Below are 23,307 nucleotides of genomic sequence, written 5' to 3' on the forward strand. Positions count from 1 at the left end.
GCCGGTCCGAGGCGGAGGCGCTGTGTCCCGGCGCCCACGGCCCGCCACCTCGCCGGCGATCTACCGTCGAGGGGAACCGGCTCGGCGGCATCGGCGACCTCGGCGCCTCAGCGGCCCCGGCGGCCCCGGCGGCCTTCGGACGACGGGAAGGGTGACGCCGATGGCCGCGCAGCGCACGAGGAAGCCCGCCCGTGAGGCCGACGCCGCACTCCTCGCGCCGTTGTCGCCTGCCGAACGCGACCCGTTCATGGGACCGTTGACCCGGATTCCCGGTACGGAGGGCTGACGGCGGATAACGTTCCGTCATGACCGCACCGCACCCCGCCGATTCCGGCCTCTCGCTCGATCCCGCCCGCACCGCCCTCGTACTCGTCGACCTGATGGAGCGCATCCTCGCCCTGCCGTCCGAGCCCCGTAAGGGCTTCGAAGTCCTTGCCGTGTCCGAGGAGTTGGCGGCCCGGTTCCGCTCGGCCGGCGCGCTCGTCGTCCTGGTGCGCGTCGAGCGCCCCGGGGTTGCCGAGCAGCCGCCCGGCAGCGGTCTCGCCGCCGGACTGTTCCACGACGGCGACCTGGAGATCGTCAAACGGACCATCGGCGGCTTCCAGGGCACCGGCCTCGACGACCGGTTGCGCCGGCACGGTGTCACCACCCTGGTCTTCGGCGGCATCGCCACCAACCTCGGAGTGGAGTCCACCGCCCGCGCGGCCGGCGACCTCGGCTACGACCTCGTGTTCGTCGAGGACGCCATGACCGCGCTCACGGCAGCCGAGCACGAGGCGTCCGTCCGCCTCGACTTCCCGCGGCTGGGTACGGTGGTGACGGGGGATCAGGTACGGTTCACCGCCGGCTCGGTGCGGCAGGACTGAGGCGGGGCCCCTGCGGCGCAGGGGGCGCTCCCCGCCGGTCGGGGCCCCGCCGCCGTGTCGCGGGGAACCGGGTCAGCCCCGGGAGGCCGCGGCCCGCAGGGCGACACGGTCCTCGCCCGCGTACACGTTCATGGAGCTGCCCCGCAGGAAGCCCACCAAGGTCAGCCCGGTCTCCGCGGCCAGGTCCACGGCCAGCGACGACGGCGCCGAGACGGCCGCCAGCACCGGGATACCGGCCATCACGGCCTTCTGCGCCAGCTCGAAGGACGCCCGGCCCGACACCAGCAGGATCGAGCGGGACAGCGGCAGGTCCCCGTTCTGCAGGGCACGGCCGACGAGCTTGTCGACCGCGTTGTGCCGGCCCACGTCCTCCCGTACGTCGACCAGCTCGCCTTCCTCGGTGAACAGGGCCGCCGCGTGCAGGCCCCCCGTCCGGTCGAAGACGCGCTGGGCGGCGCGCAGCCGGTCGGGGAGGCCCGCGAGCAGCTCCGGGCCGACGCGGACCGGGGGAGTGTCGGCGATGGGCCAGCGGGCTGTCGTGCGCACCGCGTCGAGGCTCGCCTTCCCGCACAGGCCGCAGGACGAGGTGGTGTAGACGTTCCGCTCCAGGGTGATGTCCGGCATCACGACGTCCGGAGCCGTCTTCACGTCCACCACGTTGTACGTGTTCACACCGTCCGCGGTCGCCCCCGCGCAGTAGACGATGTTCAGCAGATCGGATGCGGTGGCCAGGACACCCTCGCTCACCAGGAAACCGGCGGCCAGCGCGAAGTCGTCACCCGGTGTGCGCATGGTGATCGCGAGTGGCTTGCCGTTGAGTCTGATCTCCAGCGGTTCCTCGGCGACGAGCGTGTCCGGGCGGCTGGAGACCACCCCGTCCCGGATGCGGATCACCTTGCGTCGTTCCGTGACTCGTCCCATGTCCTGATCAGCCCCGGTTCTGTACGTGCTGGTAGCCGAAACGGCCCTTGATGCAGAGATTGCCGTGGGTCACCGGGTTGTCGTGCGGCGAGGTGACCTTGACGATCTCATTGTCCTGCACGTGCAGCGTCAGGTTGCAGCCCACTCCGCAGTACGCGCACACCGTGGTCGTCTCCGACTGCGCCGACTCGTCCCAGGTACCCGCCGCCCGCATGTCGAACTCCGACGTGAACGACAGCGCCCCCGTCGGGCACACCTCGATGCAGTTGCCGCAGTACACGCACGCCGACTCGGTGAGCGGCCCGTCGTGCTCCACCGCGATCCGGGCATCGAAACCGCGCCCCACGACGGAGATCGCGAAGGTGTTCTGCCACTGGTCGCCGCAGGCGTCGACGCACTTGTAGCAGAGGATGCACTTGCCGTAGTCCCGCACGTACAGCTCGTTGTCGATCCTCGGTGCCTCCTCCAGGCGGGCCGCGTCCGGGCCGAAGCGGTCCGGCTTCGCCTCGTACTCCTTGAGCCACCCCGCGACCTCCGGTGTCGTCGACAGGTCGACCGAGGAGGCCAGCAGCTCCAGGACGATCTTGCGGCTGTGCCGGGCCCGCTCGGTGTCGGTGCGCACCTGCATGCCGGGCTCGGCCCTGCGGGAGCAGGCCGGGACCAGGGTGCGCGCGCCCTCCACCTCGACGACGCACAGACGGCAGGCGTTCTTCGGGGCGAGGGTGTCGCCCTGGCAGAGCGTCGGGACGTCCTTCCCGGCCGCCCGGCAGGCGTCGAGGATCGTCGACCCCTCCGGAACCCTGACGGCCTCCCCGTCGACCGTGAACTCCAGCAGACGGCGCGGTATCCCCAGCGGTGTCACGGTCATTCGTACGCCCCCAGACGGTCGATGGCGGATTCCACGGCGTTCCACGCGGTCTGCCCCAGACCGCAGATCGAGGCGTCCCGCATCGCGCGGCCGACCTCCCTGAGCAGGGCGATGTCATCGGCCGCTGCGGCGCCCGTACGCTCCGAGATCCGGTGCAGCGCCTCCTCCTGCCGCACCGTCCCGACCCGGCACGGCACGCACTGCCCGCACGACTCGTCCCGGAAGAACTCGGCGATGCGCAGCAGGAGCCGGGGCAGCGGGACCGTGTCGTCGAAGGCCATCACGACCCCCGAGCCGAGCGTGGTGCCCGCCTCCCGGGTGCCTTCGAAGGTGAGCGGGATGTCCAGTTCGTCCGGCCTGACGAAGCCGCCGGCCGCCCCGCCGAGGAGGACGGCGCGCAAGGGCCCGCGGACACCCGCGAGCTCCAGCAGTTCGCCCAGCGTGGCGCCGAACGGCAGCTCGTAGACCCCCGGCCGGTGCACACTGCCCGACACGCAGAACAGCTTGGGTCCGGTGGATTTCCCCGTGCCGATCGCCGCGTACGCGGGGGCGCCCATGGTCAGGATCGGCAGCACGTTGACCAGGGTCTCCACGTTGTTCTCCACCGTCGGCTTGCCGAACAGGCCCTTCTCCACGGGGAAGGGCGGCTTCGAGCGCGGCTCGCCCCGGTAGCCCTCGATGGAGTTGAACAGGGCCGTCTCCTCGCCGCAGATGTAGGCGCCCGCGCCTCGCCGGATCTCGATGTCGAAGGCGTAGCCCTGGCCGAGGATGTCGTCACCGAGCAGCCCACGGGCCCGTGCCTGGTCGACGGCATAGTGCATACGGTGTAACGCCCGCGGGTATTCACCGCGCAGGTACAGGTATCCGCGGTGCGCCCCGGTCGCATACGCGGCGATCGTCATCGCCTCCACGAGCGCGTACGGATCGCCCTCCATGAGTACGCGGTCCTTGAAGGTGCCCGGCTCGGACTCGTCCGCGTTGCACACCAGGTAGTGCGGACGGTCGGGCTGGGACGCCGTCGCCTGCCATTTGCGGCCGGTGGGGAAGGCGGCGCCACCCCGCCCGACCAGGCCGGAGTCCGTCACCTCACGGATCACCCCGGCGGGACCCAGCTCGAAGGCCCGCCGGAGCGCGGTGTAGCCGCCGTTCGCCCGGTAGTCGTCGAGACCGGCCGGATCCACCACACCGACCCGGCGCAGCAGCGTCAACGCCGGGTCCCCCGCCTGCGGCACCGCCGTCTGCGCCGGCGGCTCCTGCGGGGCGGAGTCGGGCGCGCTCGCGGCGAGTACGGCGTCGCGCACGGTCGCCGGCGCCGAGACCGCCGTACGCACCGGATCGCCGGCCTTGACCGCGAGCGCGGCCGGAGCCCGTTCGCACAGGCCGAGACAGGGGCCGCGCTCCACCGAGACCCCGCTGCCGAGTCCCAGCCGGGACTCGATCCCGGCGCACAGCTCGGCCGCCCCGGCCGCCGCGCACGCGAGATCCGTGCACACGTGCAGCACGGTCGCGGGACGCGGCTTGACGGAGAACATCGCATAGAAGGTGGCCACCCCGTACGCCTCCGCCGGCGGCACCGTCAGCCGCCGGCACAGGTAGTCCAGGGCGCCCTCGCTGATCCAGCCGACCCGGTCGTTGATCGCGTGCAGCCCCGGCAACAGCAGGTCGCGCCGGTCCCGGGCCGCGCGCCCGCCGCGCGCCCACCGCAGGTCGGCGTCGGACCGGTCGGCCCCCTCCCAGGAGGACTCGGGCAGACCCAGCAGCGCGTCGACCGCCGCCCGTTCCTCGTCCGTCGGCTTGCTGTCACCGAAGTGCAGATCCACCAGGTCACCTCACTCTTGAGCGGACTGGGCCGTTGACGTCAGCCGACGGTCGTCGTGATCGGCAGCTTCTCGATCCGGATCGCCGACGCCTTGAACTCCGCCGTCCCCGCGATCGGACAGTTCGCCTCGATCGTCAGCCGGTTGGTGTCCACCTCGTCGGGAAAGTGCATGGTCATGAAGGCCAGCCCGGGCCGCAGGGCGGTGTCGATCCACACCGGCGCCACGACCGCTCCGCGCCGCGAGGCCACCTGTACCTCCTCGCCGACCACGACCCCGTACCGTTCGGCGTCCTCCGGGCACAGCTCGATGAACTCGCCGCGCCGCAACGGGGACGCGAAACTCCCGCTCTGCACACCGGTGTTGTAGGAGTCGAGCCGTCGCCCGGTGGTGAGCCGAATCGGATACTCCTCGTCGGTGAGGTCGACCGGCGGATCGTGCCGCACCAGCCCGAACGGGGCGGGCCTGCCACGCCGTACGGGGTCCGTCTGCCACAACCGGCCGTGCAGATAGGCGGGTTCGATCCCGTCGGTGTCGGGGCACGGCCACTGGATGCCCTGATGCTCCTCCAGGCGTTCGTACGTCATCCCGTAGTGGTCCGGCGAGACCGAGCGCAGTTCGTTCCACACGGACTCCGAGTCGGCGTACTTCCACTCGTGGCCCAGCCGCGCCGCCAGTTCGCAGATGATGTCGATGTCCTCGCGCGCCTCACCGGGCGGGGTGAGGGCCCGCCGTACCCGCTGGACCCGTCGCTCGCTGTTGGTGGTGGTGCCCTCGGTCTCCGCCCAGCCGGCGGTCGCGGGCAGCACGACGTCCGCCAACTCGGCCGTCTTGGTGAGGAAGATGTCCTGCACGACGAGGAAGTCCAGGGCCTCAAGGCGCCGTACGGCCTGTTCGCCGTCCGCCTCGGACTGTGCCGGGTTCTCGCCGATGCAGTAGACCGCCTTCAGCGTGCCGTCCTCCATCGCCTCGAACATCTCCGTGAGGTTCATTCCGTAGTGCGGCTGGATGACGGTGTCCCACGCCGACTCGAACTTCCGCCGGGTGCCGGGGTCGAGGATGTCCTGGAACCCGGGCAGCCGGTTGGGTATGGCTCCCATGTCGCCGCCGCCCTGCACGTTGTTCTGCCCGCGCAGGGGCTGCAGCCCGGAGCCGTAGCGCCCCACATGGCCGGTGAGCAGCGAGAGGTTGATCAGTGCGCGGACGTTGTCCGTGCCGTTGTGGTGCTCGGTGATGCCGAGGGTCCAGCACAGCTGGGCGCGCTCGGCACGCGCGTAGGCGTGCGCCAACTCCCGTATGGCCGCGGCCGGTACACCCGTCACCTTCTGGGCGAGCGACAGGGTCCACGGCTCGACGAGTTTCCGGTACTCCTCGAAGTCGCTGGTCGCCCGCTCGATGAACGCCTCGTTCGCCAGCCCCGCACGGATGATCTCGCGGCCGATCGCGTGCGCCATCGGGATGTCCGTGCCGACGTCGAGGCCGAGCCAGCTCTCCGCCCACTCGGCGGTGGACGTCCGTCGCGGGTCGACCGCATACAGTCGAGCGCCGTTGTGCACGCCCTTCAATACGTGCTGGAAGAAGATCGGGTGTGCGAAACGGGCGTTGGAGCCCCACATCACGATGACGTCGGTCTGCTCGATCTCCTCGTACGACGACGTCCCGCCGCCCGAGCCGAACGCGGCGGACAGACCGGCCACGCTCGGGGCGTGACAGGTCCGGTTGCAGGAGTCGACGTTGTTGGTGCCCATGACGACCCGCGCGAACTTCTGCGCCACGTAGTTCATCTCGTTGGTGGCGCGGGCGCAGGAGAACATGCCGAACGCGCCGCGCGCCGTCTCAAGGCCCCGGGCCGCGCGGTCCAGGGCCTCCTCCCAACTCGCCTGCCGGAACGGCTCGTCGCGCGCGTCCCGGACGAGGGGGTGGGTGAGCCGGGTGTAGGTCTTCGGGGTCCGATCGCGTTTCCTCATACGGCGCTCCTCATACTGCGTTCCTCATGCGGCGCTTCGCAGCGCGAGCAGGTCCGAGATGGCGTGCACGGTGCGCAGGGTGGGCACCGGGACGCCGGTGATCTCCGCCAGCTCGACCACGGCCGCGAGCAGCACGTCGAGTTCCAGCGGCTTGCCGCGCTCCAGGTCCTGGAGCGTGGAGGTGCGGTGGTCGCCGACCCGTTCGGCGCCCGCGAGCCGGCGTTCGATGGAGACGCCGACCTCGCAGCCGAGGGCCTCGGCGACCGCCAGCGTCTCGGTCATCATGATCGCGATGACCTCGCGGGTGCCGCCGTGCAGGCACATCTGCCGCATGGTGGCGCGGGCGAGCGCGCTGATCGGGTTGAAGGAGATGTTGCCCAGCAGCTTGAGCCAGATGTCGTTGCGCAGATCAGGCTCGACCGGGCACTTCAGCCCGCCGGCCCGCATGGCCTCGCTGAAGGCGAGACAGCGCGCCGATTCGGTGCGGTCGGGCTCGCCGACGGAGAACCGGGTGCCTTCCAGGTGCCGTACGACACCCGGTCCTTCGAGTTCGGTGGCCGCGTAGACCACGCACCCGAGGGCCCGTTCGGGCGCGAGCACCGCACTGACCGCCCCGTCCGGGTCGACGCTCTCGACGCGGTGGCCGTCGTAGGGGCCGCCGTGCCGGTGGAAGTACCACCAGGGAATGCCGTTCTGGGCGGCGATCACCGCCGTGGAGCCGTGCAGCAGGGGCTCGATCAGCGGCCCGCACGCCGCGTACGAGTTGGCCTTCAGGCCCAGGAAGACGAAGTCGACCGGGCCGATCTCGGCCGGGTCGTCGGTGACGTGGGCGCGGGCGGTGAAGTCGCCGCGCGGGCTGAGCACCTGTACGCCGTGCTGCCTCATGGCCGCCAGATGGGGTCCACGGGCGACGAGGTGCACGTCGGCGCCCGCGCGGTGGAGCGCGGCACCGACATAGGCACCGATGGCACCGGCGCCGAGTACTGCGACTTTCATGCGAGGGAGCTCCGTTCGGTCGAGGGTACCGAGGAACTGTCGAACTCTGTCGACGAAATATTGTCTACAGTATGGAAGTTCGGGCAGCAAGGGTTCGCGCAGCGGAGGCTGGGGGCAGCGGTCCCGGAAGCCGGCCGGTACGACCGTTCGGCGCGTGCTGGATACCGTTCATCGAATACCGTCGACGTGCCGCCTTCTCAACTCCCGTCTTCGTTCTTACCGTTCGGGATCATGAGTCCCCCCGTCGCACCCCCGGGCTGGAGCCGCTGGCTGATCCCGCCCGCCGCGCTCTCGGTCCACCTCTCCATCGGCCAGGCGTACGCCTGGAGCGTGTTCAAGCCGCCCCTGGAGTCCGCCCTCGGACTCAGCGGTACCCAGAGCGCGCTCCCCTTCCAGCTGGGCATCGTGATGCTCGGCCTGTCGGCCGCGTTCGGCGGCACGCTCGTGGAGCGCAACGGGCCCCGCTGGGCGATGACCGTGGCGCTGGTCTGCTTCTCGTCCGGCTTCCTGCTCTCCGCGCTGGGCGCGGCCACCGAGCAGTTCTGGCTGATCGTCTTCGGCTACGGGTTCGTCGGCGGGATCGGCCTGGGCATCGGCTACATCTCACCCGTCTCGACGCTGATCAAGTGGTTCCCGGACCGGCCCGGCATGGCCACCGGCATCGCCATCATGGGTTTCGGCGGCGGCGCGCTCATTGCCTCGCCCTGGTCGGCGCAGATGCTGGAGTCGTTCGGCGGCGACAGTTCGGGGATCGCGCTCGCGTTCCTGGTCCACGGTCTTTCGTATGCGGTCTTCATGACGCTGGGTGTGCTGCTGGTGCGGGTGCCGCGCACGGAGAAGCCGGTCGAGGGGGCGCCGGGCGTCCTCGCGGGCCCGCAGGTCTCCGCCCGGAGTGCCGTGCGCACGCCGCAGTTCTGGTGCCTGTGGGTCGTGCTCTGCATGAACGTCACCGCCGGCATCGGCATCCTGGAGAAGGCCGCGCCGATGATCAGGGACTTCTTCGCGGACACCTCCACACCCGTGTCGGTGTCCGCCGCGGCCGGCTTCGTCGCCCTGCTGTCGGCGGCCAACATGGCCGGCCGGATCGGCTGGTCGTCCACCTCCGACCTGATCGGCCGCAAGAACATCTACCGCGTCTACCTGGGCGTGGGCGCGATGATGTACGCGCTGATCGCCCTGTTCGGCGACTCGTCGAAGCCGCTGTTCATCCTGTCCGCGCTGGTGATCCTGTCCTTCTACGGCGGCGGCTTCGCCACCGTCCCCGCCTACCTCAAGGACCTCTTCGGGACCTACCAGGTCGGCGCGATCCACGGCCGGCTGCTCACCGCCTGGTCCACGGCGGGTGTCCTCGGCCCGCTGATCGTCAACTGGATCGCCGACCGGCAGGAGGAGGCGGGCAAGCACGGCGCGTCCCTGTACGGTCTGTCCTTCGTCATCATGATCGGGCTGCTCGTCGTCGGCTTCGTCGCCAACGAGTTCGTCCGGCCCGTCCACGCCCGTCACCACATCCCCGCACCGAGGGAGGAGGCCGTCGATGTCCAGCGACAGCAGTCAGAGTCCGCCTAGCCGGCGCGGGCTGATCGCCCTGGCGTGGCTGTGGGTGGGGGCACCGCTCGCCTACGGCGTCTACGAACTCGTACGAAAGGCGACACAACTGTTCACCGGGTGAGGGCGCGGGACGTGTTCGGGCGTCCGGGAGTCTGACGGAAGCTGACAACCGGGGCGCCCGATTCCTGTGGCATCACCTGCCGCCGTACCCGCGAGTCACTGATCAGACTGGTGGATCCCGCTACCTGAGGCAATGAGGGGATCCACCCATGATCGGCTCGCGCATCACCGCCGTCGGCCACTACCAGCCCGCCAAGGTGCTCACCAACGAGGAACTGGCGGGCCTGGTCGACACCAGCGACGAGTGGATCAGGAGCCGGGTGGGCATCCGTACGCGCCGCATCGCCGGCCCCGACGAACCCGTCGACGACCTCGCCGCCCACGCCGCCGCCAAGGCACTCGCGGCGGCCGGCCTCACGCCCGGCGACATCGACCTCGTGCTGGTGGCCACGTCGACCGCCGTCGACCGCTCCCCGAACATGGCGGCCCGCGTCGCCGCGCGGCTCGGTGTCCCGTCGCCCGCCGCGATGGACATCAACGTGGTGTGCGCCGGCTTCACCCACGCCCTGGCCACCGCCGACCACACCCTCCGCGCGGGCGCCGCGACCAGGGCCCTGGTCATCGGCGCCGACAAGATGTCCGACGTGACCGACTGGACCGACCGCACGACCTGTGTGCTCGTCGGCGACGGGGCGGGCGCCGCCGTCGTGGAGGCGTGCGCGGACGGTGAGGAGCCCGGGATCGGACCGGTGCTGTGGGGCTCGGTGCCCGAGATGGGGCACGCGGTGCGGATCGAGGGACAGCCCGCGCGGTTCGCGCAGGAGGGGCAGAGCGTCTACCGCTGGGCCACCACCCAGCTGCCGCCCATCGCCCGCCGGGCCTGCGAGCGCGCCGGACTGGCCCCCGCGGACCTCGCCGCGGTCGTCCTGCACCAGGCGAACCTGCGCATCATCGAACCCCTCGCCGAGAAGCTGGGCGCCGTCAACGCCGTGATCGCCCGCGACGTCACCGAATCAGGTAACACGTCCGCCGCCAGCATCCCGCTCGCCTTCTCCAAGCTGCTGGAGCAGGGCGCGGTCGCCACGGGCGATCCGGTGTTGCTGTTCGGCTTCGGCGGGAACCTCTCGTACGCCGGACAGGTCGTCCGCTGCCCCTGACGTGCCCCGACGGTCCGCTACAACGTGATGTGACGAGGCCGACTCCCCGATTGCCTGGCTACTGTGCGCCGTAGACTGTAGACGAAAGACAATCGATACTGGGTGTCCGGTGGCACCGCTGCACGGCTGTGGTGCACGGCCCGCCGAGGAGGGGGAGCGCGATGTTGTCGACAGGACTGCCGCAGGGGGCGGTGCCGAGGCTCGAACGCCCGGGTCCGCTGCGCGACCGTGTCTACGAGGCGCTGCTCGAACTCATCACCACCCGCGCCCTGCAGCCCGGCCAGCACCTGGTCGAGAGCGAACTCGCCGGGCACCTCGGGGTCTCCCGGCAGCCGGTGCGCGAGGCGCTGCAGCGGCTGAACACCGAGGGCTGGGTCGATCTGCGGCCCGCCCAGGGCGCCTTCGTGCACGAGCCCACGGAGGAAGAGGCCGACCAACTCCTCACCGTACGGACGCTCTTGGAGGCCGAGGCGGCCCGGCTGGCCGCCGCGAACGCGGACAAGGCCGGCATCGAGGCCCTCGACGAACTGCTCGCGCAGGGCATGCTGGCGGTCGCCGCCGACGACGTGGACGCCGCCGTCGCCCTCAACGCCCGCTTCCACGCGAAGATCATGGAACTCGCCGGCAACGCAGTCCTCGCCGAACTCGCCGCGCAGGTCGACCGGCGGGTGCGCTGGTACTACACGCCGGTCGCTCGGCAGCGCGGCAGCCAGTCCTGGATCGAACACCGGGACCTGATCGCCGCCATCGCCGACCGTGACGAGCAGGGCGCCACCCGGCTGATGCGCGAGCACACCGAGCACACGCGTCGCTCCTACCACGCCCGCCAAGGGGCGTAGGCCCGCCGGGAGTCCGCCGTTCAGGACGCGTCCGCGTGGGCCCGCGCCCACGCGGCGAAGGTGCGCGACGCCCGGCCGGCGATCCCCTCGGCCGCCGGCGGTATCACCGACTCGTCCAAGGCGCTGTCGCCCCCCGGCCACGGCCGGCCCGGGCGTCATGCCCATCCTGCGGTGCCGGGGCGGGGGCGCCAGAGTCCGTCGGGTCTTTGTCCTGTGAGTGGAGAAAGTTGGCGGCAATCTCTGCACAGCTTCTTCCCAGTCCCGGCAGCCGCTGCTACGTTCCCCTCGAAAGCACGACAGCAGGCGGCCGACTGAGGCGGGGAGGGGCTCGTGAGACGCATGACGGCACGACCCGCGAACGCCCATCAGGCCAAGCTGCTCAAGCTGTTGCGTGACGGCGGTCCCAACTCCCGCGCGCAGCTGGGTGATCAGGTCGACCTCTCACGGTCCAAGCTGGCCGTGGAGGTGGACCGGCTGCTGGAGACCGGTCTGGTCGTGGCCGACGGACTCGCCGCCTCGCGCGGCGGGCGCCGCTCCCACAACATCCGGCTGGCGCCGCGCCTGCGGTTCCTCGGCGTGGACATCGGCGCGACCTCGGTCGACGTCGCGGTCACCAACGCCGAGCTGGAGATCCTCGGGCATCTCAACCAGCCCATGGACGTACGCGAGGGCCCGGTCGCGGTCTTCGAACAAGTCCTGTCCATGGCCGAGAAGTTGAGGGCCACCGGGCTCGCGGAGGGCTACGACGGCGCCGGTATCGGCGTCCCGGGACCGGTCCGCTTCCCCGAGGGCGTCCCGGTGGCTCCGCCGATCATGCCGGGCTGGGACGGCTTCCCCGTACGGGAGGCCCTCAGCCAGGACCTCGGCTGCCCGGTCATGGTCGACAACGACGTGAACCTGATGGCGATGGGGGAGATGCACGCGGGCGTCGCGCGCTCCGTGGGCGACTTCCTCTGCGTCAAGATCGGTACCGGCATCGGCTGCGGCATCGTCGCCGGCGGTGAGGTCCACCGCGGGACGACGGGCAGCGCGGGCGACATCGGGCACATCCAGGCCGTGCCCGGCGGACGTCCGTGCGCCTGCGGCAACCGGGGTTGTCTGGAAGCCCACTTCAGCGGGGCGGCCCTCGCCCGGGACGCCACGGACGCGGCCCAGCAGGGACGCTCGGCAGAGCTCGCGACCCGGCTGGAGGCGAGCGGCGGCCTCACCGCCGTCGACGTCGCCGCCGCGGCCGCCGCGGGCGACGCCACCTCGCTCGACCTGATCCGGGAGGGCGGCGACCGCGTCGGCCAGGTCATCGCCGGCCTGGTCAGCTTCTTCAACCCCGGCCTGGTGGTGATCGGCGGCGGGGTGACCGGCCTCGGCCACACCCTGCTCGCCGCGATCCGCACCCAGGTCTACCGTCAGTCGCTGCCGCTGGCGACCGGCAACCTGCCCATCGTTCTGGGGGAGTTGGGTCCCACCGCCGGAGTCATCGGCGCGGCCCGCCTCATCAGCGACCACCTCTTCTCACCCGCGTAGCCGCCGGCCTCGTACGGCATCCGGCACATCCGTACGGCCCGACGACACCCTCTTCGCACGGCTCACCCCGCACCGTCCTCGCACGGCCCGCCAGACCGTCCGCACACGGCACCCGGCCCCGTCCCGCCACGACCCACCGCACCGACCTCGTACGGCTCACCAGTACGGCAGCTCGCTCCGCCCTGCCCTGAAACGGCCCGCACGCCAGCCGAGGGGAACCACACATGGCATCAGAACCACCGCTGCTCAGCATGTCCGGCATCACCAAGTCGTTCCCCGGAGTCCGGGCCCTCGACGGCGTCGACCTCGACGTCCAGGCCGGCGAGGTGCACTGCCTGCTCGGCCAGAACGGGGCCGGCAAGTCCACCCTCATCAAGGTGCTGGCCGGCGCCCACCAGCCCGACACCGGCACCATCCGCTGGCGCGGCGAGGACGTCACGCTCCGCTCGCCGATCGCCGCCATGCGCCTCGGCATCGCCACCATCTACCAGGAACTCGACCTGGTGGAACACCTGTCGGTGGCCGAGAACGTCCACCTCGGCCACGAACCCACGGCTGCCGGGTTCGTCGTCCGGGGCAAGACCGCGCGGGCGTCGACCGCAGCGCTGCTCGGGCGACTTGGGCACGCCGAGATCGAAGCCACGCGGCTGGTAGGGGAGTTGTCGGCCGCGCAGCAGCAGATCGTGTCGATGGCGCGGGCGCTCTCGCACGACGTACGGCTCATCGTGATGGACGAACCCTCCGCCGCCCTCGACCCGGACGAGGTCGACAACCTGTTCCGGATCGTCGGCGACCTCACCGCCGACGGCGTCGCGGTCGTCTACATCTCCCACCGGCTGGAGGAGATCCGCCGGATCGGCGACCGGGTGACCGTCCTGAAGGACGGGCGGGCCGTCGCCGGCGGACTGCCCGCCAAGTCGACGCCGACCCGCGAGGTCGTCGCGCTGATGACGGGACGCAACGTCGAGTACGTCTTCCCCGACCGGCCGGCGTCCGAGCCCGGCGGCACACCGGTCCTTGAGGTGCGAGGGCTGGCCCGCGAGGGCGAGTTCGAGCCTGTCGACCTGAGCATCCGTCCCGGCGAGATCGTCGGCCTCGCCGGACTCGTCGGCTCGGGACGCTCCGAGATCCTGGAGACGATCTACGGAGCCCGTAAACCCACCGCCGGCCAGGTCAGCGTCGACGGACGCCCGCTGCGGCCCGGCAGCGTCCGCGCCGCCGTCCGCGCCGGCCTCGGACTCGCCCCCGAGGAACGCAAGGCGCAGGCCCTGCTGATGCTGGAGTCGGTCACCCGCAACGTTTCCGTCTCCTCCATGTCCCGCTTCGCGCGGGCGGGTTGGATCGACCGGGGCGCCGAACTGGAGGCCGCACGGGCCGCGACGCGCGAGCTGTCGTTGCGGCCCGACAACCCGAACGTGCCGGTCCGCACCCTGTCCGGCGGCAACCAGCAGAAGGCCGTCCTGGCCCGCTGGCTGCTGCGCGGCTGCCGGGTGCTGCTGCTCGACGAGCCGACCCGCGGGGTGGACGTCGGCGCCCGCGCCGAACTGTATGCAGTCGTCCGTCGACTGGCTGACGAAGGCCTCGCCGTGCTGCTGGTGTCCAGCGAGGTCCCCGAGGTGCTCGGCCTCGCGGACCGCGTCCTGGTGCTGCGCGAAGGCCGCGTCGTCCACACCGCGCCCGCCCGCGAACTGGACGAACACCGCGTACTCGACCTCGTCATGGAAGGAAGCCCGGCGTCATGACGCAGCCCGTCTCGCCACCCAGGGACAGCGCCGACAAGGTGCCGTCGACCACCGAAGCCCCGGCCTGGCGCTCGGTCGTCTTCCGCGCCGACCTGCGCACCCTCTCCCTCCTCGGCGTCCTCGCCGCCCTGATCCTCATCGGCGGCATCACCAAGCCCGACGAGTTCCTCGACACCCGCAACCTCCAACTCGTCCTGACCCAGGCCTCGGTGATCGGGGTCGTCACCGTCGGGATGACCTTCGTCATCACCTCCGGCGGCATCGACCTGTCGGTCGGCGCGATCGTCGCGCTGGCCTCGGTGTGGGCGACCACGGTCGCCACCCAGGAGTACGGCTTCGCGGGCATCCTCTTCACCGCGGTGCTCGTCGGCGTCGGCTGCGGCCTGGTCAACGGACTGCTGATCGCGTACGGCGGGATGGTCCCCTTCATCGCCACCCTCGCCATGCTCGCCTCGGCACGCGGCCTGGCCCTGCAGATCACCGACGGCCGCACCCAGATCGTCACCGTCGACGGCATCCTCGACCTCGGCGAACGCGACTCCTATGTGCTCGGCGTCCCGCCGCTGGTGATGGTGTTCGCGGTCGTGACGATCATCGGCTGGCTGGTGCTGAACCGGACCACCTTCGGGCGCCGCACGGTCGCCGTCGGCGGCAACGCGGAGGCGGCCCGGCTCGCCGGCATCGACGTCCGCCGCCAGCGCCTGTACCTCTACCTGCTGTCCGGGCTGTGCTGCGGCATCGCCGCCTTCCTGCTGATCATCCTGTCCGGCTCCGGCCAGAACACCAACGGCAACCTCTACGAGCTCGACGCCATCGCGGCCGCGATCATCGGCGGCACGCTGCTCAGCGGCGGTCGCGGCACCATCACCGGCGCGGTGCTCGGCGTCCTGATCTTCACCACGATCACCAACATCTTCGCCCTGAACAACCTGCAGAGCGACGTCCAGCAGATCGCCAAGGGCGCGATCATCGTCGCCGCCGTGCTGGTCCAGCGCCGTACCGCGAGCACGACCTGAGGAAAGGGTTCACCATGCCAGAGCCGACGACTCTCACCAGCCGCTTCACCAGCCGCAGAGGGCTGCTCCTCGGGACCGCCGCCGTCTCGGCCGGTACCCTCCTCACCGGTTGCACCAGCAACGAGTCCAGTGATGACGAGCCCGCCGCGAACGACCGGCCGGCCGCCGGCGACGAGCCCGGCAAGGCGGTCACCATCGGCTTCGCGGGCCCGCAGGCCGACCACGGCTGGCTCAACGCCATCAACGACAACGCCAAGAAGCGGGCCGAGAAGTACTCCGACGTCACCCTGGAGATCACCGAAGGCTCCAACGACACCGCACAGCAGATCGGCCAGATCGAGACCCTGATCAACAAGAAGGTCGACGTCCTGGTGGTGCTCCCCGCCGACGGCAAGGCACTCACCCAGGTCGGTCTCAAGGCGATGCGCGCGGGCATCCCGGTCGTCAACCTGGACCGGATCTTCAACACCCCGCAGGCGTACCGCTGTTGGATCGGCGGTGACAACTACGGCATGGGTCTGAGCGCCGGCCACTACATCGGCGAGAAGCTCAAGGGGAAGTCGGGGGCCCGCGTCATCGAGCTGGCCGGCCTGGACAACCTCGAACTCACCAAGCAGCGCACCCAGGGCTTCGACGACGCGCTGAAGAACTACCCCGGCATCCGCAAGGTCGCCCGCCAGGCCGCCGACTTCACGGTCGAGTCCGGACAGGCCAAGATGGCCCAACTCCTGCAAGCGCAGTCGAAGTTCGACGCGGTGTGGAACCACGACGACGACCAGGGCGTGGGCGCGCTGCGCGCCATCGAGCAGGCCGGCCGCGACGACTTCCTGATGGTCGGCGGCGCGGGCGCCCTGTCCGCCTTCCAGGCCATCAAGGCGGACAACGGCGTCCTGAAGGCCACCGTGCTCTACCCGCCGACCATGGCCGCCTCCGCGATCGACCTCGCCCGCGCCCTCGGCCAGGCCAAGGGCGTCAGCGGCCTTGCCGAGTACGAGATCCCGGCGTCCCTCACGCTCTACTCGGCCGTCGTCGACAAGGGCAACGTCGACCAGTACATGTCCACCGGCTTCAAGTGAGGCGTCCCGCCGCAGGGGCCCGGTTCACCGACGGTCCGGGCTGCACCCCCCACCGCGCCACGACGACGAGGAGGACATCGCGTATGGGACAGCCGCAGCAGTCAGCAGGGGCTCAGGCGCAGCGGCCGGATACGGCCGGGACGCAGCAGCCGGAGGGTCCCGCGGCCGAGAAGCCGCCGCTGCGCGTCGGCATGGTGGGCTACGCCTTCATGGGCGCCGCCCACTCCCAGGGCTGGCGCACCGCGGGCCGCGTCTTCGACCTGCCCCGCCGCCCGGTCCTGTCGGTGATCTGCGGCCGGAACGCGACCGCGGTGCGGGCGGCGGCCGACCGGCACGGCTGGGCGGCGGCCGAGACCGACTGGCGGGCCCTGGTGGAACGGGACGACGTCGATCTCGTCGACATCTGCACCCCCGGCGACAGCCACGCCGAGATCGCCCTCGCGGCGCTGGCCGCCGGCAAGCACGTGCTGTGCGAGAAGCCCCTCGCCAACACCGTGGAGGAGGCCGTCACGATGACGGCCGCGGCGGAAGCGGCGTACGGGCGCGGCCAGTTGGCGATGGTCGGCTTCAACTACCGCCGGGTGCCCGCCACCGCGCTGGCCCGCTCCATGGTCGCCGACGGCCGCCTCGGCACCCTGCGGCACCTGCGGGTGACGTACCTTCAGGACTGGCTGGTGGACCCGGAGTTCCCGTTGACCTGGCGGCTGCGCAAGGACCTCGCGGGCTCGGGTTCGCTCGGCGACCTCGGGGCGCACATCGTCGACCTCGCGCAGTACCTGGCGGGGGAGCCGCTCGCCGGAGTCTCCGCGCTCACCGAGACGTTCGTCCGGGAACGCCCGCTGCCCGGCGGACCGGCCGGCGCACTGACCGCGGTCCCGGGCACCGGTACCGGCACGGGGCAGGTCACGGTGGACGACGCCGCCCTGTTCACCGGCCGCTTCACCTCCGGCGCCCTCGCCTCCTTCGAGGCCACCCGCTACGCCACTGGCCGCAAGAACGCCCTGCGCATCGAACTCAACGGCGAGCGAGGCTCGTTGGCCTTCGACCTGGAGCGCCTCAACGAACTCGCCTACCACGACGGTACGGAGCCCGGGGCGCACGCAGGCTTCCGCCGCATCCTCGTCACCGAGCCCGAGCATCCTTACCTGGAGGCATGGTGGCCGCCGGGCCACGGCCTCGGATACGAGCACACCTTCGTCCACCAGGCCCGCGACCTGGTCCACGCGATCGACGAGGGACGCCGTCCCGAACCCTGCTTCGCCGACGGGCTGCAGGTGCAGCGCGTGCTGGCGGCGGTGGAGGAGAGCGCCGAGAAGAACTCCGTCTACACACCCGTCGCGGTCTGAGGAGGCGCACGCCCATGCCACGCGAATTCACGCTGTTCACCGGCCAGTGGGCGGACCTCCCGCTGGAGGAGGTCTGCCGCCTGGCCCGCGACTTCGGCTACGACGGACTCGAACTCGCCTGCTGGGGCGATCACTTCGAGGTCGACAAGGCTCTCGGAGACCCGTCGTACCTGGACTCCCGGCGGGCCCTGCTCGACAAATACGGGATGAAGTGCCGGGCGGTCTCCAACCACCTGGTGGGCCAGGCGGTGTGCGACGCCATCATCGACGAACGCCACCGGGCCATCCTGCCGGCCCGCATCTGGGGCGACGGCGAGGCGGAGGGCGTACGGCGGCGGGCCGCCGCCGAGATCGCCGACACCGCGCGTGCCGCCGCTGCCTTCGGTGTCGACACCGTCATCGGCTTCACCGGCTCCGCGATCTGGCACCTGGTCGCGATGTTCCCGCCGGTCCCCGCGTCGATGATCGACCGGGGTTACGAGGACTTCGCCGAGCGCTGGAATCCGATCCTCGACGTCTTCGACGCGGAGGGTGTCCGGTTCGCGCACGAGGTCCACCCGAGTGAGATCGCGTACGACTACTGGACGACCCACCGCACATTGGATGCGATCGACCGTCGACCGGCTTTCGGCCTCAATTTCGACCCGTCCCATTTCGTGTGGCAGGACCTCGACCCCGTCGGCTTCCTGTGGGACTTCCGCGACCGGATCTACCACGTCGACTGCAAGGAGGCCCGCAAGCGGTTCGACGGCCGCAACGGCCGCCTCGGCTCCCATCTGCCGTGGGGTGACCCGCGCCGCGGCTGGGACTTCGTGTCCGCCGGCCACGGCGACGTCCCCTGGGAGGACGTCTTCCGGATGCTGCGCTCCATCGACTACCGGGGCCCGATCTCCGTGGAGTGGGAGGACGCCGGCATGGACCGGCTCCAGGGCGCCCCGGAGGCCCTGGCCCGCCTCAGGACGTACGACTTCGAGCCGCCGTCGGCCTCCTTCGACGCGGCGTTCAGCGGCAACGAGTAGTCCGACGAGCAGTCCGACGTCGTTGCCCCCTTGTGAGTTCCGGGACGACGGCGCATCCCGGCATACCGCACCCGCCCGTACAACCGGCCCCATTCTGGAGGCACCCGTGCACGGGAACGACCGCACCACCAGCACCGACAGAAACGTGACTCACAGACGACGCCTGTCCTTCCGCCAGGCGGCCGCCCTGCTGACCGGTGCCCTGCTGGCGGGCACGTCCCTCACGCTGACCGCGCCACAGGCCGGCGCAGCCGTCGCCGCGCCGGACGCCCCGGCGCCCCCGGCCGTCGCGGCCGAGGACTTCCAGCAGGTCACCCTCGCCAAGGGCGAACCGGAGGTCGGCGAGCCGATGTCGCTCGCCGTGCTGCCGGACCGCTCGGTCCTGCACACCTCGCGCGACGGCGAGCTCCGCCTCACCGACGCGGCCGGCAACACCCGGCTCGTGGGCACACTCGACGTGTACTCCCACGACGAGGAAGGCCTCCAAGGCGTCGGTGTGGACCCGGACTTCACCACCAACCGCTTCATCTACCTGTACTACGCGCCTCCGTTGGACACCCCGGCGGGTGACGCCCCCGAGACCGGCACCGCAGCCGACTTCGCCCCCTTCGACGGGGTCAACCGGCTGTCCCGGTTCGTCCTGAACACCGACGGCACCCTGGACACCGCCAGCGAGAAGAAGATCCTCGACGTCCCGGCCTCCCGCGGCCTGTGCTGCCATGTCGGCGGCGACATCGACTTCGACGCGGCGGGCAACCTGTACCTGTCGACGGGCGACGACTCCAACCCCTTCCAGTCGGACGGCTTCACGCCCATCGACGAACGGGCGGACCGCAACCCCGCCTTCGACGCCCAGCGTTCGTCCGGCAACACCAACGATCTGCGCGGCAAGATCCTGCGCATCAAGGTCGACGCCGACGGCTCCTACTCCGTCCCCGAGGGCAACCTCTTCGCGCCCGGCACGGACAGGACACGGCCCGAGATCTACGCGATGGGCTTCCGCAACCCGTTCCGCTTCAGCGTCGACAAGGAGACCGGCATCCTGTACGTCGGCGACTACGGCCCCGACGCCGGCGCCGCCGACCCGGCCCGCGGACCGGCGGGGCAGGTCGAGTTCGCGCGGGTCACCGGCCCCGGCAACTTCGGCTGGCCGTACTGCACCGGCGACAATGACCCGTACATCGCATACGATTTCGCGACCGGTGCATCCGGCGCGCCCTTCGACTGCGCCGCGCCGAAGAACAACTCCCCGCACAACACCGGCCTGACCGACCTGCCGCCGGCCCAGCCCGCCTGGATCCCGTACGACGGCGCATCCGTGCCCGAGTTCGGCTCCGGCTCCGAGTCCCCGATGGGCGGCCCGGTCTACCACTACGACCCCGCGCTCGACTCACCCGTGAAGTTCCCCGAGGCCTACGACGGCGACTTCTTCGCCGGGGAGTTCGGCCGCCGCTGGATCAAGCGGATCACCAGCGACGACAACGGCACCGTGCAGTCGGTCAACGACGTCCCGTGGACCGGCACCCAGATCATGGACATGGCCTTCGGCCCCGACGGCGCGCTGTACGTCCTCGACTACGGCACCGCCTGGTTCGGCGGCGACGAGCACTCGGCCCTGTACCGGATCGAGAACGCCACCGACGGCCACTCACCGGTCGCCCAGGCCGCGGCGAACCGCACCTCCGGACAGGCGCCGCTGAGGGTCGGCTTCTCCTCCGCGGGCACCACCGACCAGGACGGCGACGCCCTCACCTACAGCTGGGACTTCGGCGACGGCTCCACGTCCACCGCGGCGAACCCCACGCACACGTACCGGAAGAACGGCACGTACACCGCGACCCTGACCGCAGCGGACCCGTCCGGGCGCACCGGCAGCGCGAGCGTGCAGATCGTCGTCGGCAACACGGCGCCCCGGGTGACTCTCGAACTGCCGCGTGACGGCCAGCTGTTCAGCTTCGGCGACGCGATCCCGTTCAAGGTGCGGGTCACCGACCCCGAGGACGGCCGGAACATCGACTGCGCGAAGGTCAAGGTCACCTTCATCCTCGGCCACGACACCCACGGCCACCCGCTGACCTCGGCCAACGGCTGCACCGGCACCATCCAGACCAGCGCCGACGGCGGCCACGACGAGGACGCCAACATCTTCGGCGTGCTCGACGCCGAGTACACCGACGGCGGAGGCGGCGGCCAGGCCGCGCTCACCACCCACGACCAGAACGTGGTCCAGCCCCGGCACCGCCAGGCCGAGCACTTCAACACCTCCTCCGGCGTCACCGTCATCACCAAGGAGACCGCGCACGGCGGCCGGACGGTCGGGGACATCAACAACGGCGACTGGATCTCCTTCACCCCGTACGTCCTCAACAACGCCGAGACGATCACGGCCCGCGTCTCCTCCGGCGGCGCCGGCGGCACGCTGGAGATCCGCGCCGGGTCCGCGCGGGGCACCCTCCTCGGCCGGGCGGCCGTCCCGGCGACCGGCGGCTGGGACACCTTCCAGGACGTCACCGCCGACCTGTCCCGCGCCCCCAGAGGAACGACGGCGCTGTACCTGGTCTTCAAGGGCAGCGGCACCGGAGCCCTGTACGACCTGGACGACTTCACCTTCACCACGAGCTGAGAGGAGGTGATGTCCGTGAACAGATCGACCGGACGGCTGAGTACGGCGGTCGTGGGCGCGACCCTGCTCCTCGGCTGCGTCTCGGGACCCGCCGCCTCTCAACCCGCCGCTTCTCAACCCGCCGCCTCTCAGCCCGACGGCCTTCAACCCGTCGACGGCACACGGGTGCTGGTCTTCTCCAAGACGGCCGGCTTCCGGCACGACTCGATCCCCGACGGCGTGGCGGCGATCCGGCAACTCGGCGAGAGCGGCGGCTTCACGGTCGACGCGACCGAGGACGCGGGCGCCTTCACGGCACGCAACCTGCGGCGCTACGACGCGGTCGTCTTCCTCTCCACGACGGGAGACGTCCTCGGCCCCGCCCAGCAGCGCGCCTTCGAGGACCGTGACATCCGGATCAAGGAACTGCCCGCGAAGTCTCCGGCCCTGCCGGCCCTGCCGGCACGCACGGCTTCGCAGGGCGACTGAGCGACGGCGGGCGGGGGACGCCGGACCCCTGCCCGCCGTCTCGACCCGTCCTCAGGTGCGTACGAAGCGTTCGATCTCCGGTGCTGTGCGACGCGCTCGTTCGACGTCCGCGTGCGTACGACGCGTGCGGCATCCGGGCTCGTGCGACTCGTTCGACGCCCGGGCTCGTGCGACATGTTCCAGAAGGAGGCTGCCGATGTCCGCGTCCGTTCCCTCACCCCGCGTCGGTGTCTGGCTGATCGGGGCCCGCGGCTCCGTCGCCACCACCGTCGTGGCGGGCTGCGCCGCCGTGACCGCGGGCCTGCACCCGCCGACCGGCCTGGTCAGCGAGACACCCGCGTTCGCCGGCAGCGGTCTGCCGGCCCTGTCCTCGCTCGTCTTCGGCGGCCACGACACGGTCGACTGCCCCCTGTCCAAACGCGCGGAGCAACTCGCGGCGGGCGGGGTACTGCCCCCCGGCCTTCCGGCGGCCGTCGAGGCCGAACTCGTCGCCGTCGACCGGGAGATCAGACCCGGCGGCCCACTCTCCGGTGACACGCGGAGTGAGGAGGAGCTCATCGCCGCGTTCGCCGCGGACGTGCAGGACTTCGTACGACGGCACCACCTGGCGCGGGCGGTGGTGGTGAACGTGGCCTCCACCGAACCTCCCGCCACCGGCCCGGTCATGCCCCCGAGTTCGCTGTACGCGGCGGCGGCCCTGCGCGCCGGCTGCCCCTACGTCAACTTCACCCCGTCGACCGGCCTGCACCACCCGGCGCTGACCGACCCGGCGGCGGCGAGCGGACTGCCGTACGCGGGCCGCGACGGCAAGACCGGCCAGACGCTGCTGCGCTCGGTACTGGGACCGATGTTCGCGCAGCGGGCCCTCACCGTCCGGGCCTGGTCCGGAACCAACCTGCTGGGCGGCGGTGACGGCGCCGTCCTCGCCGACCCGGCCGCCGCCGCGGCGAAGAACGCGGGCAAGGAACGGGTCCTCGCCGACACCCTCGGCACCGTGCCCGAGGGAGAGGTCCACATCGACGACGTCCCCGCCCTCGGCGACTGGAAGACCGCCTGGGACCACATCGCCTTCGACGGCTTCCTCGGCGCCCGCATGATCCTTCAGACCATCTGGCAGGGCTGCGACTCGGCCCTGGCGGCCCCGCTGGTCCTGGACCTGGCCCGCCTGACCGCCCGCGCCCACCAGCGGGGCCTGACCGGCCCGTTGACCGAGCTGGGCTTCTACTTCAAGGACCCGATGGGGGAGGGGCCCGCGGCGCTGGCGGAGCAGTACGCGGCGCTGGTGGGGTTCGCGGAGCGGCTGCGGGAGGACTTCGCTCCCGAAGCGGACCCGCGCTCGGGGGAGGGGCGATGAGCGGTCGGAGGCAGCCCTGGCTCGGGCGGGCGATCGGTGCCGTGACCCGGAGTCGCGCCGTACCCACGGCGGGGACGGCCGCCGCGGCGGGTGTCCCCGCTTC

Annotated in this window: 18 protein-coding genes and 1 pseudogene; 14 read left to right on the forward strand and 5 right to left on the reverse strand. The window is 71.3% G+C overall.

Annotation, left to right across the window (positions count from 1 at the left end; genetic code table 11):
• The first annotated feature begins 305 nt into the window (after positions 1-305).
• Positions 306-866, forward strand: a complete 561-nt coding sequence (locus ACWD0J_RS24660) for an isochorismatase family protein (protein ID WP_451497997.1) — start codon at positions 306-308, stop codon at positions 864-866.
• A 72-nt stretch (positions 867-938) separates the two neighbouring features.
• On the opposite strand, the gene fdhD is transcribed toward ACWD0J_RS24660, so the two are convergent.
• Genes fdhD through ACWD0J_RS24685 form a run of 5 tightly spaced genes read right to left on the reverse strand, consistent with a single transcriptional unit; the run spans position 939 to position 7,435 of the window.
• Positions 939-1,787: a formate dehydrogenase accessory sulfurtransferase FdhD gene (gene fdhD, locus ACWD0J_RS24665; protein WP_451497998.1), complete on the reverse strand. Its 849-nt coding sequence runs from the start codon at positions 1,785-1,787 to the stop codon at positions 939-941.
• A gap of 7 nt (positions 1,788-1,794) precedes the next feature.
• A complete protein-coding gene (locus ACWD0J_RS24670) occupies positions 1,795-2,655 on the reverse strand; it encodes a 2Fe-2S iron-sulfur cluster-binding protein (protein WP_451497999.1) in 861 nt (286 codons plus the stop codon).
• On the reverse strand, positions 2,652-4,475 hold the full coding sequence (locus ACWD0J_RS24675; protein ID WP_451498000.1) for an NAD(P)H-dependent oxidoreductase subunit E: 1,824 nt from the start codon (positions 4,473-4,475) through the stop codon (positions 2,652-2,654). Before ACWD0J_RS24675 ends, ACWD0J_RS24670 begins: the two co-directional genes overlap by 4 nt.
• Positions 4,476-4,513: 38 nt before the next feature.
• Positions 4,514-6,439 carry a molybdopterin oxidoreductase family protein gene (locus ACWD0J_RS24680; RefSeq protein WP_451498001.1) on the reverse strand — a complete coding sequence of 642 codons (1,926 nt, stop codon included), beginning with the start codon at positions 6,437-6,439 and terminating at the stop codon, positions 4,514-4,516.
• A 24-nt stretch (positions 6,440-6,463) separates the two neighbouring features.
• Complete coding sequence (locus ACWD0J_RS24685; RefSeq protein WP_451498002.1) at positions 6,464-7,435, reverse strand: 2-dehydropantoate 2-reductase; 972 nt, start codon at positions 7,433-7,435, stop codon at positions 6,464-6,466.
• Between the two features lie 231 nt (positions 7,436-7,666).
• On the opposite strand from ACWD0J_RS24685, the gene ACWD0J_RS24690 reads away from it, so the two are divergent.
• The 13 genes and pseudogenes from ACWD0J_RS24690 (at position 7,667) to ACWD0J_RS24750 (ending at position 23,204) form a co-directional block, all read left to right on the forward strand.
• Positions 7,667-9,001 (forward strand): OFA family MFS transporter, encoded by a 1,335-nt coding sequence (locus ACWD0J_RS24690; RefSeq protein ID WP_451498003.1) that lies wholly within the window; start codon positions 7,667-7,669, stop codon positions 8,999-9,001.
• Complete coding sequence (locus ACWD0J_RS24695; RefSeq protein ID WP_286065688.1) at positions 8,970-9,104, forward strand: MFS transporter small subunit; 135 nt, start codon at positions 8,970-8,972, stop codon at positions 9,102-9,104. The genes ACWD0J_RS24690 and ACWD0J_RS24695 overlap by 32 nt, the downstream gene beginning before the upstream one ends.
• A gap of 148 nt (positions 9,105-9,252) precedes the next feature.
• Positions 9,253-10,200, forward strand: coding sequence for a beta-ketoacyl-ACP synthase III (locus ACWD0J_RS24700; RefSeq protein WP_451498004.1), 948 nt, complete (start codon positions 9,253-9,255; stop codon positions 10,198-10,200).
• Between the two features lie 161 nt (positions 10,201-10,361).
• Complete coding sequence (locus ACWD0J_RS24705; RefSeq protein WP_451498005.1) at positions 10,362-11,039, forward strand: GntR family transcriptional regulator; 678 nt, start codon at positions 10,362-10,364, stop codon at positions 11,037-11,039.
• A 339-nt stretch (positions 11,040-11,378) separates the two neighbouring features.
• The gene (locus ACWD0J_RS24710) at positions 11,379-12,560 is read left to right on the forward strand and encodes an ROK family transcriptional regulator (RefSeq protein WP_451498006.1); all 1,182 of its coding nucleotides are present in this window, start codon (positions 11,379-11,381) and stop codon (positions 12,558-12,560) included.
• 224 nt (positions 12,561-12,784) lie between these two features.
• Entirely contained in the window at positions 12,785-14,302 is a 1,518-nt protein-coding gene (locus tag ACWD0J_RS24715) for a sugar ABC transporter ATP-binding protein (RefSeq protein WP_451498007.1), read from the forward strand.
• On the forward strand, positions 14,299-15,318 hold the full coding sequence (locus ACWD0J_RS24720; protein WP_451498008.1) for an ABC transporter permease: 1,020 nt from the start codon (positions 14,299-14,301) through the stop codon (positions 15,316-15,318). The genes ACWD0J_RS24715 and ACWD0J_RS24720 overlap by 4 nt, the downstream gene beginning before the upstream one ends.
• A gap of 14 nt (positions 15,319-15,332) precedes the next feature.
• Entirely contained in the window at positions 15,333-16,394 is a 1,062-nt protein-coding gene (locus tag ACWD0J_RS24725; RefSeq protein WP_451498009.1) for a substrate-binding domain-containing protein, read from the forward strand.
• An 83-nt stretch (positions 16,395-16,477) separates the two neighbouring features.
• Entirely contained in the window at positions 16,478-17,740 is a 1,263-nt protein-coding gene (locus ACWD0J_RS24730) for a Gfo/Idh/MocA family protein (RefSeq protein ID WP_451498010.1), read from the forward strand.
• 14 nt (positions 17,741-17,754) lie between these two features.
• Positions 17,755-18,759, forward strand: coding sequence for a sugar phosphate isomerase/epimerase family protein (locus ACWD0J_RS24735; protein WP_451498011.1), 1,005 nt, complete (start codon positions 17,755-17,757; stop codon positions 18,757-18,759).
• A 106-nt stretch (positions 18,760-18,865) separates the two neighbouring features.
• Positions 18,866-21,382: a PQQ-dependent sugar dehydrogenase gene (locus ACWD0J_RS24740; RefSeq protein ID WP_451498012.1), complete on the forward strand. Its 2,517-nt coding sequence runs from the start codon at positions 18,866-18,868 to the stop codon at positions 21,380-21,382.
• A gap of 9 nt (positions 21,383-21,391) precedes the next feature.
• A pseudogene (locus tag ACWD0J_RS24745) lies at positions 21,392-21,763 on the forward strand (ThuA domain-containing protein); the annotation flags it as partial.
• A 283-nt stretch (positions 21,764-22,046) separates the two neighbouring features.
• Entirely contained in the window at positions 22,047-23,204 is a 1,158-nt protein-coding gene (locus ACWD0J_RS24750) for an inositol-3-phosphate synthase (RefSeq protein ID WP_451498013.1), read from the forward strand.
• Positions 23,205-23,307 lie beyond the last annotated feature (103 nt).

The sequence above is a fragment of the Streptomyces sp. NPDC003011 genome, from assembly GCF_053591515.1.

What these genes read in the sequence shown, in the direction of transcription:
- ACWD0J_RS24660 (WP_451497997.1), top strand. Translation starts at nt 306, where the DNA reads ATGACCGCACCGCACCCCGCCGATTCCGGCCTCTCGCTCGATCCCGCC.
- fdhD (WP_451497998.1), bottom strand. Translation starts at nt 1,787, where the DNA reads ATGGGACGAGTCACGGAACGACGCAAGGTGATCCGCATCCGGGACGGG.
- ACWD0J_RS24670 (WP_451497999.1), bottom strand. Translation starts at nt 2,655, where the DNA reads ATGACCGTGACACCGCTGGGGATACCGCGCCGTCTGCTGGAGTTCACG.
- ACWD0J_RS24680 (WP_451498001.1), bottom strand. Translation starts at nt 6,439, where the DNA reads ATGAGGAAACGCGATCGGACCCCGAAGACCTACACCCGGCTCACCCAC.
- ACWD0J_RS24685 (WP_451498002.1), bottom strand. Translation starts at nt 7,435, where the DNA reads ATGAAAGTCGCAGTACTCGGCGCCGGTGCCATCGGTGCCTATGTCGGT.
- ACWD0J_RS24690 (WP_451498003.1), top strand. Translation starts at nt 7,667, where the DNA reads ATGAGTCCCCCCGTCGCACCCCCGGGCTGGAGCCGCTGGCTGATCCCG.
- ACWD0J_RS24695 (WP_286065688.1), top strand. Translation starts at nt 8,970, where the DNA reads ATGTCCAGCGACAGCAGTCAGAGTCCGCCTAGCCGGCGCGGGCTGATC.
- ACWD0J_RS24700 (WP_451498004.1), top strand. Translation starts at nt 9,253, where the DNA reads ATGATCGGCTCGCGCATCACCGCCGTCGGCCACTACCAGCCCGCCAAG.
- ACWD0J_RS24705 (WP_451498005.1), top strand. Translation starts at nt 10,362, where the DNA reads ATGTTGTCGACAGGACTGCCGCAGGGGGCGGTGCCGAGGCTCGAACGC.
- ACWD0J_RS24710 (WP_451498006.1), top strand. Translation starts at nt 11,379, where the DNA reads ATGACGGCACGACCCGCGAACGCCCATCAGGCCAAGCTGCTCAAGCTG.
- ACWD0J_RS24715 (WP_451498007.1), top strand. Translation starts at nt 12,785, where the DNA reads ATGGCATCAGAACCACCGCTGCTCAGCATGTCCGGCATCACCAAGTCG.
- ACWD0J_RS24720 (WP_451498008.1), top strand. Translation starts at nt 14,299, where the DNA reads ATGACGCAGCCCGTCTCGCCACCCAGGGACAGCGCCGACAAGGTGCCG.
- ACWD0J_RS24725 (WP_451498009.1), top strand. Translation starts at nt 15,333, where the DNA reads ATGCCAGAGCCGACGACTCTCACCAGCCGCTTCACCAGCCGCAGAGGG.
- ACWD0J_RS24730 (WP_451498010.1), top strand. Translation starts at nt 16,478, where the DNA reads ATGGGACAGCCGCAGCAGTCAGCAGGGGCTCAGGCGCAGCGGCCGGAT.
- ACWD0J_RS24735 (WP_451498011.1), top strand. Translation starts at nt 17,755, where the DNA reads ATGCCACGCGAATTCACGCTGTTCACCGGCCAGTGGGCGGACCTCCCG.
- ACWD0J_RS24750 (WP_451498013.1), top strand. Translation starts at nt 22,047, where the DNA reads ATGTCCGCGTCCGTTCCCTCACCCCGCGTCGGTGTCTGGCTGATCGGG.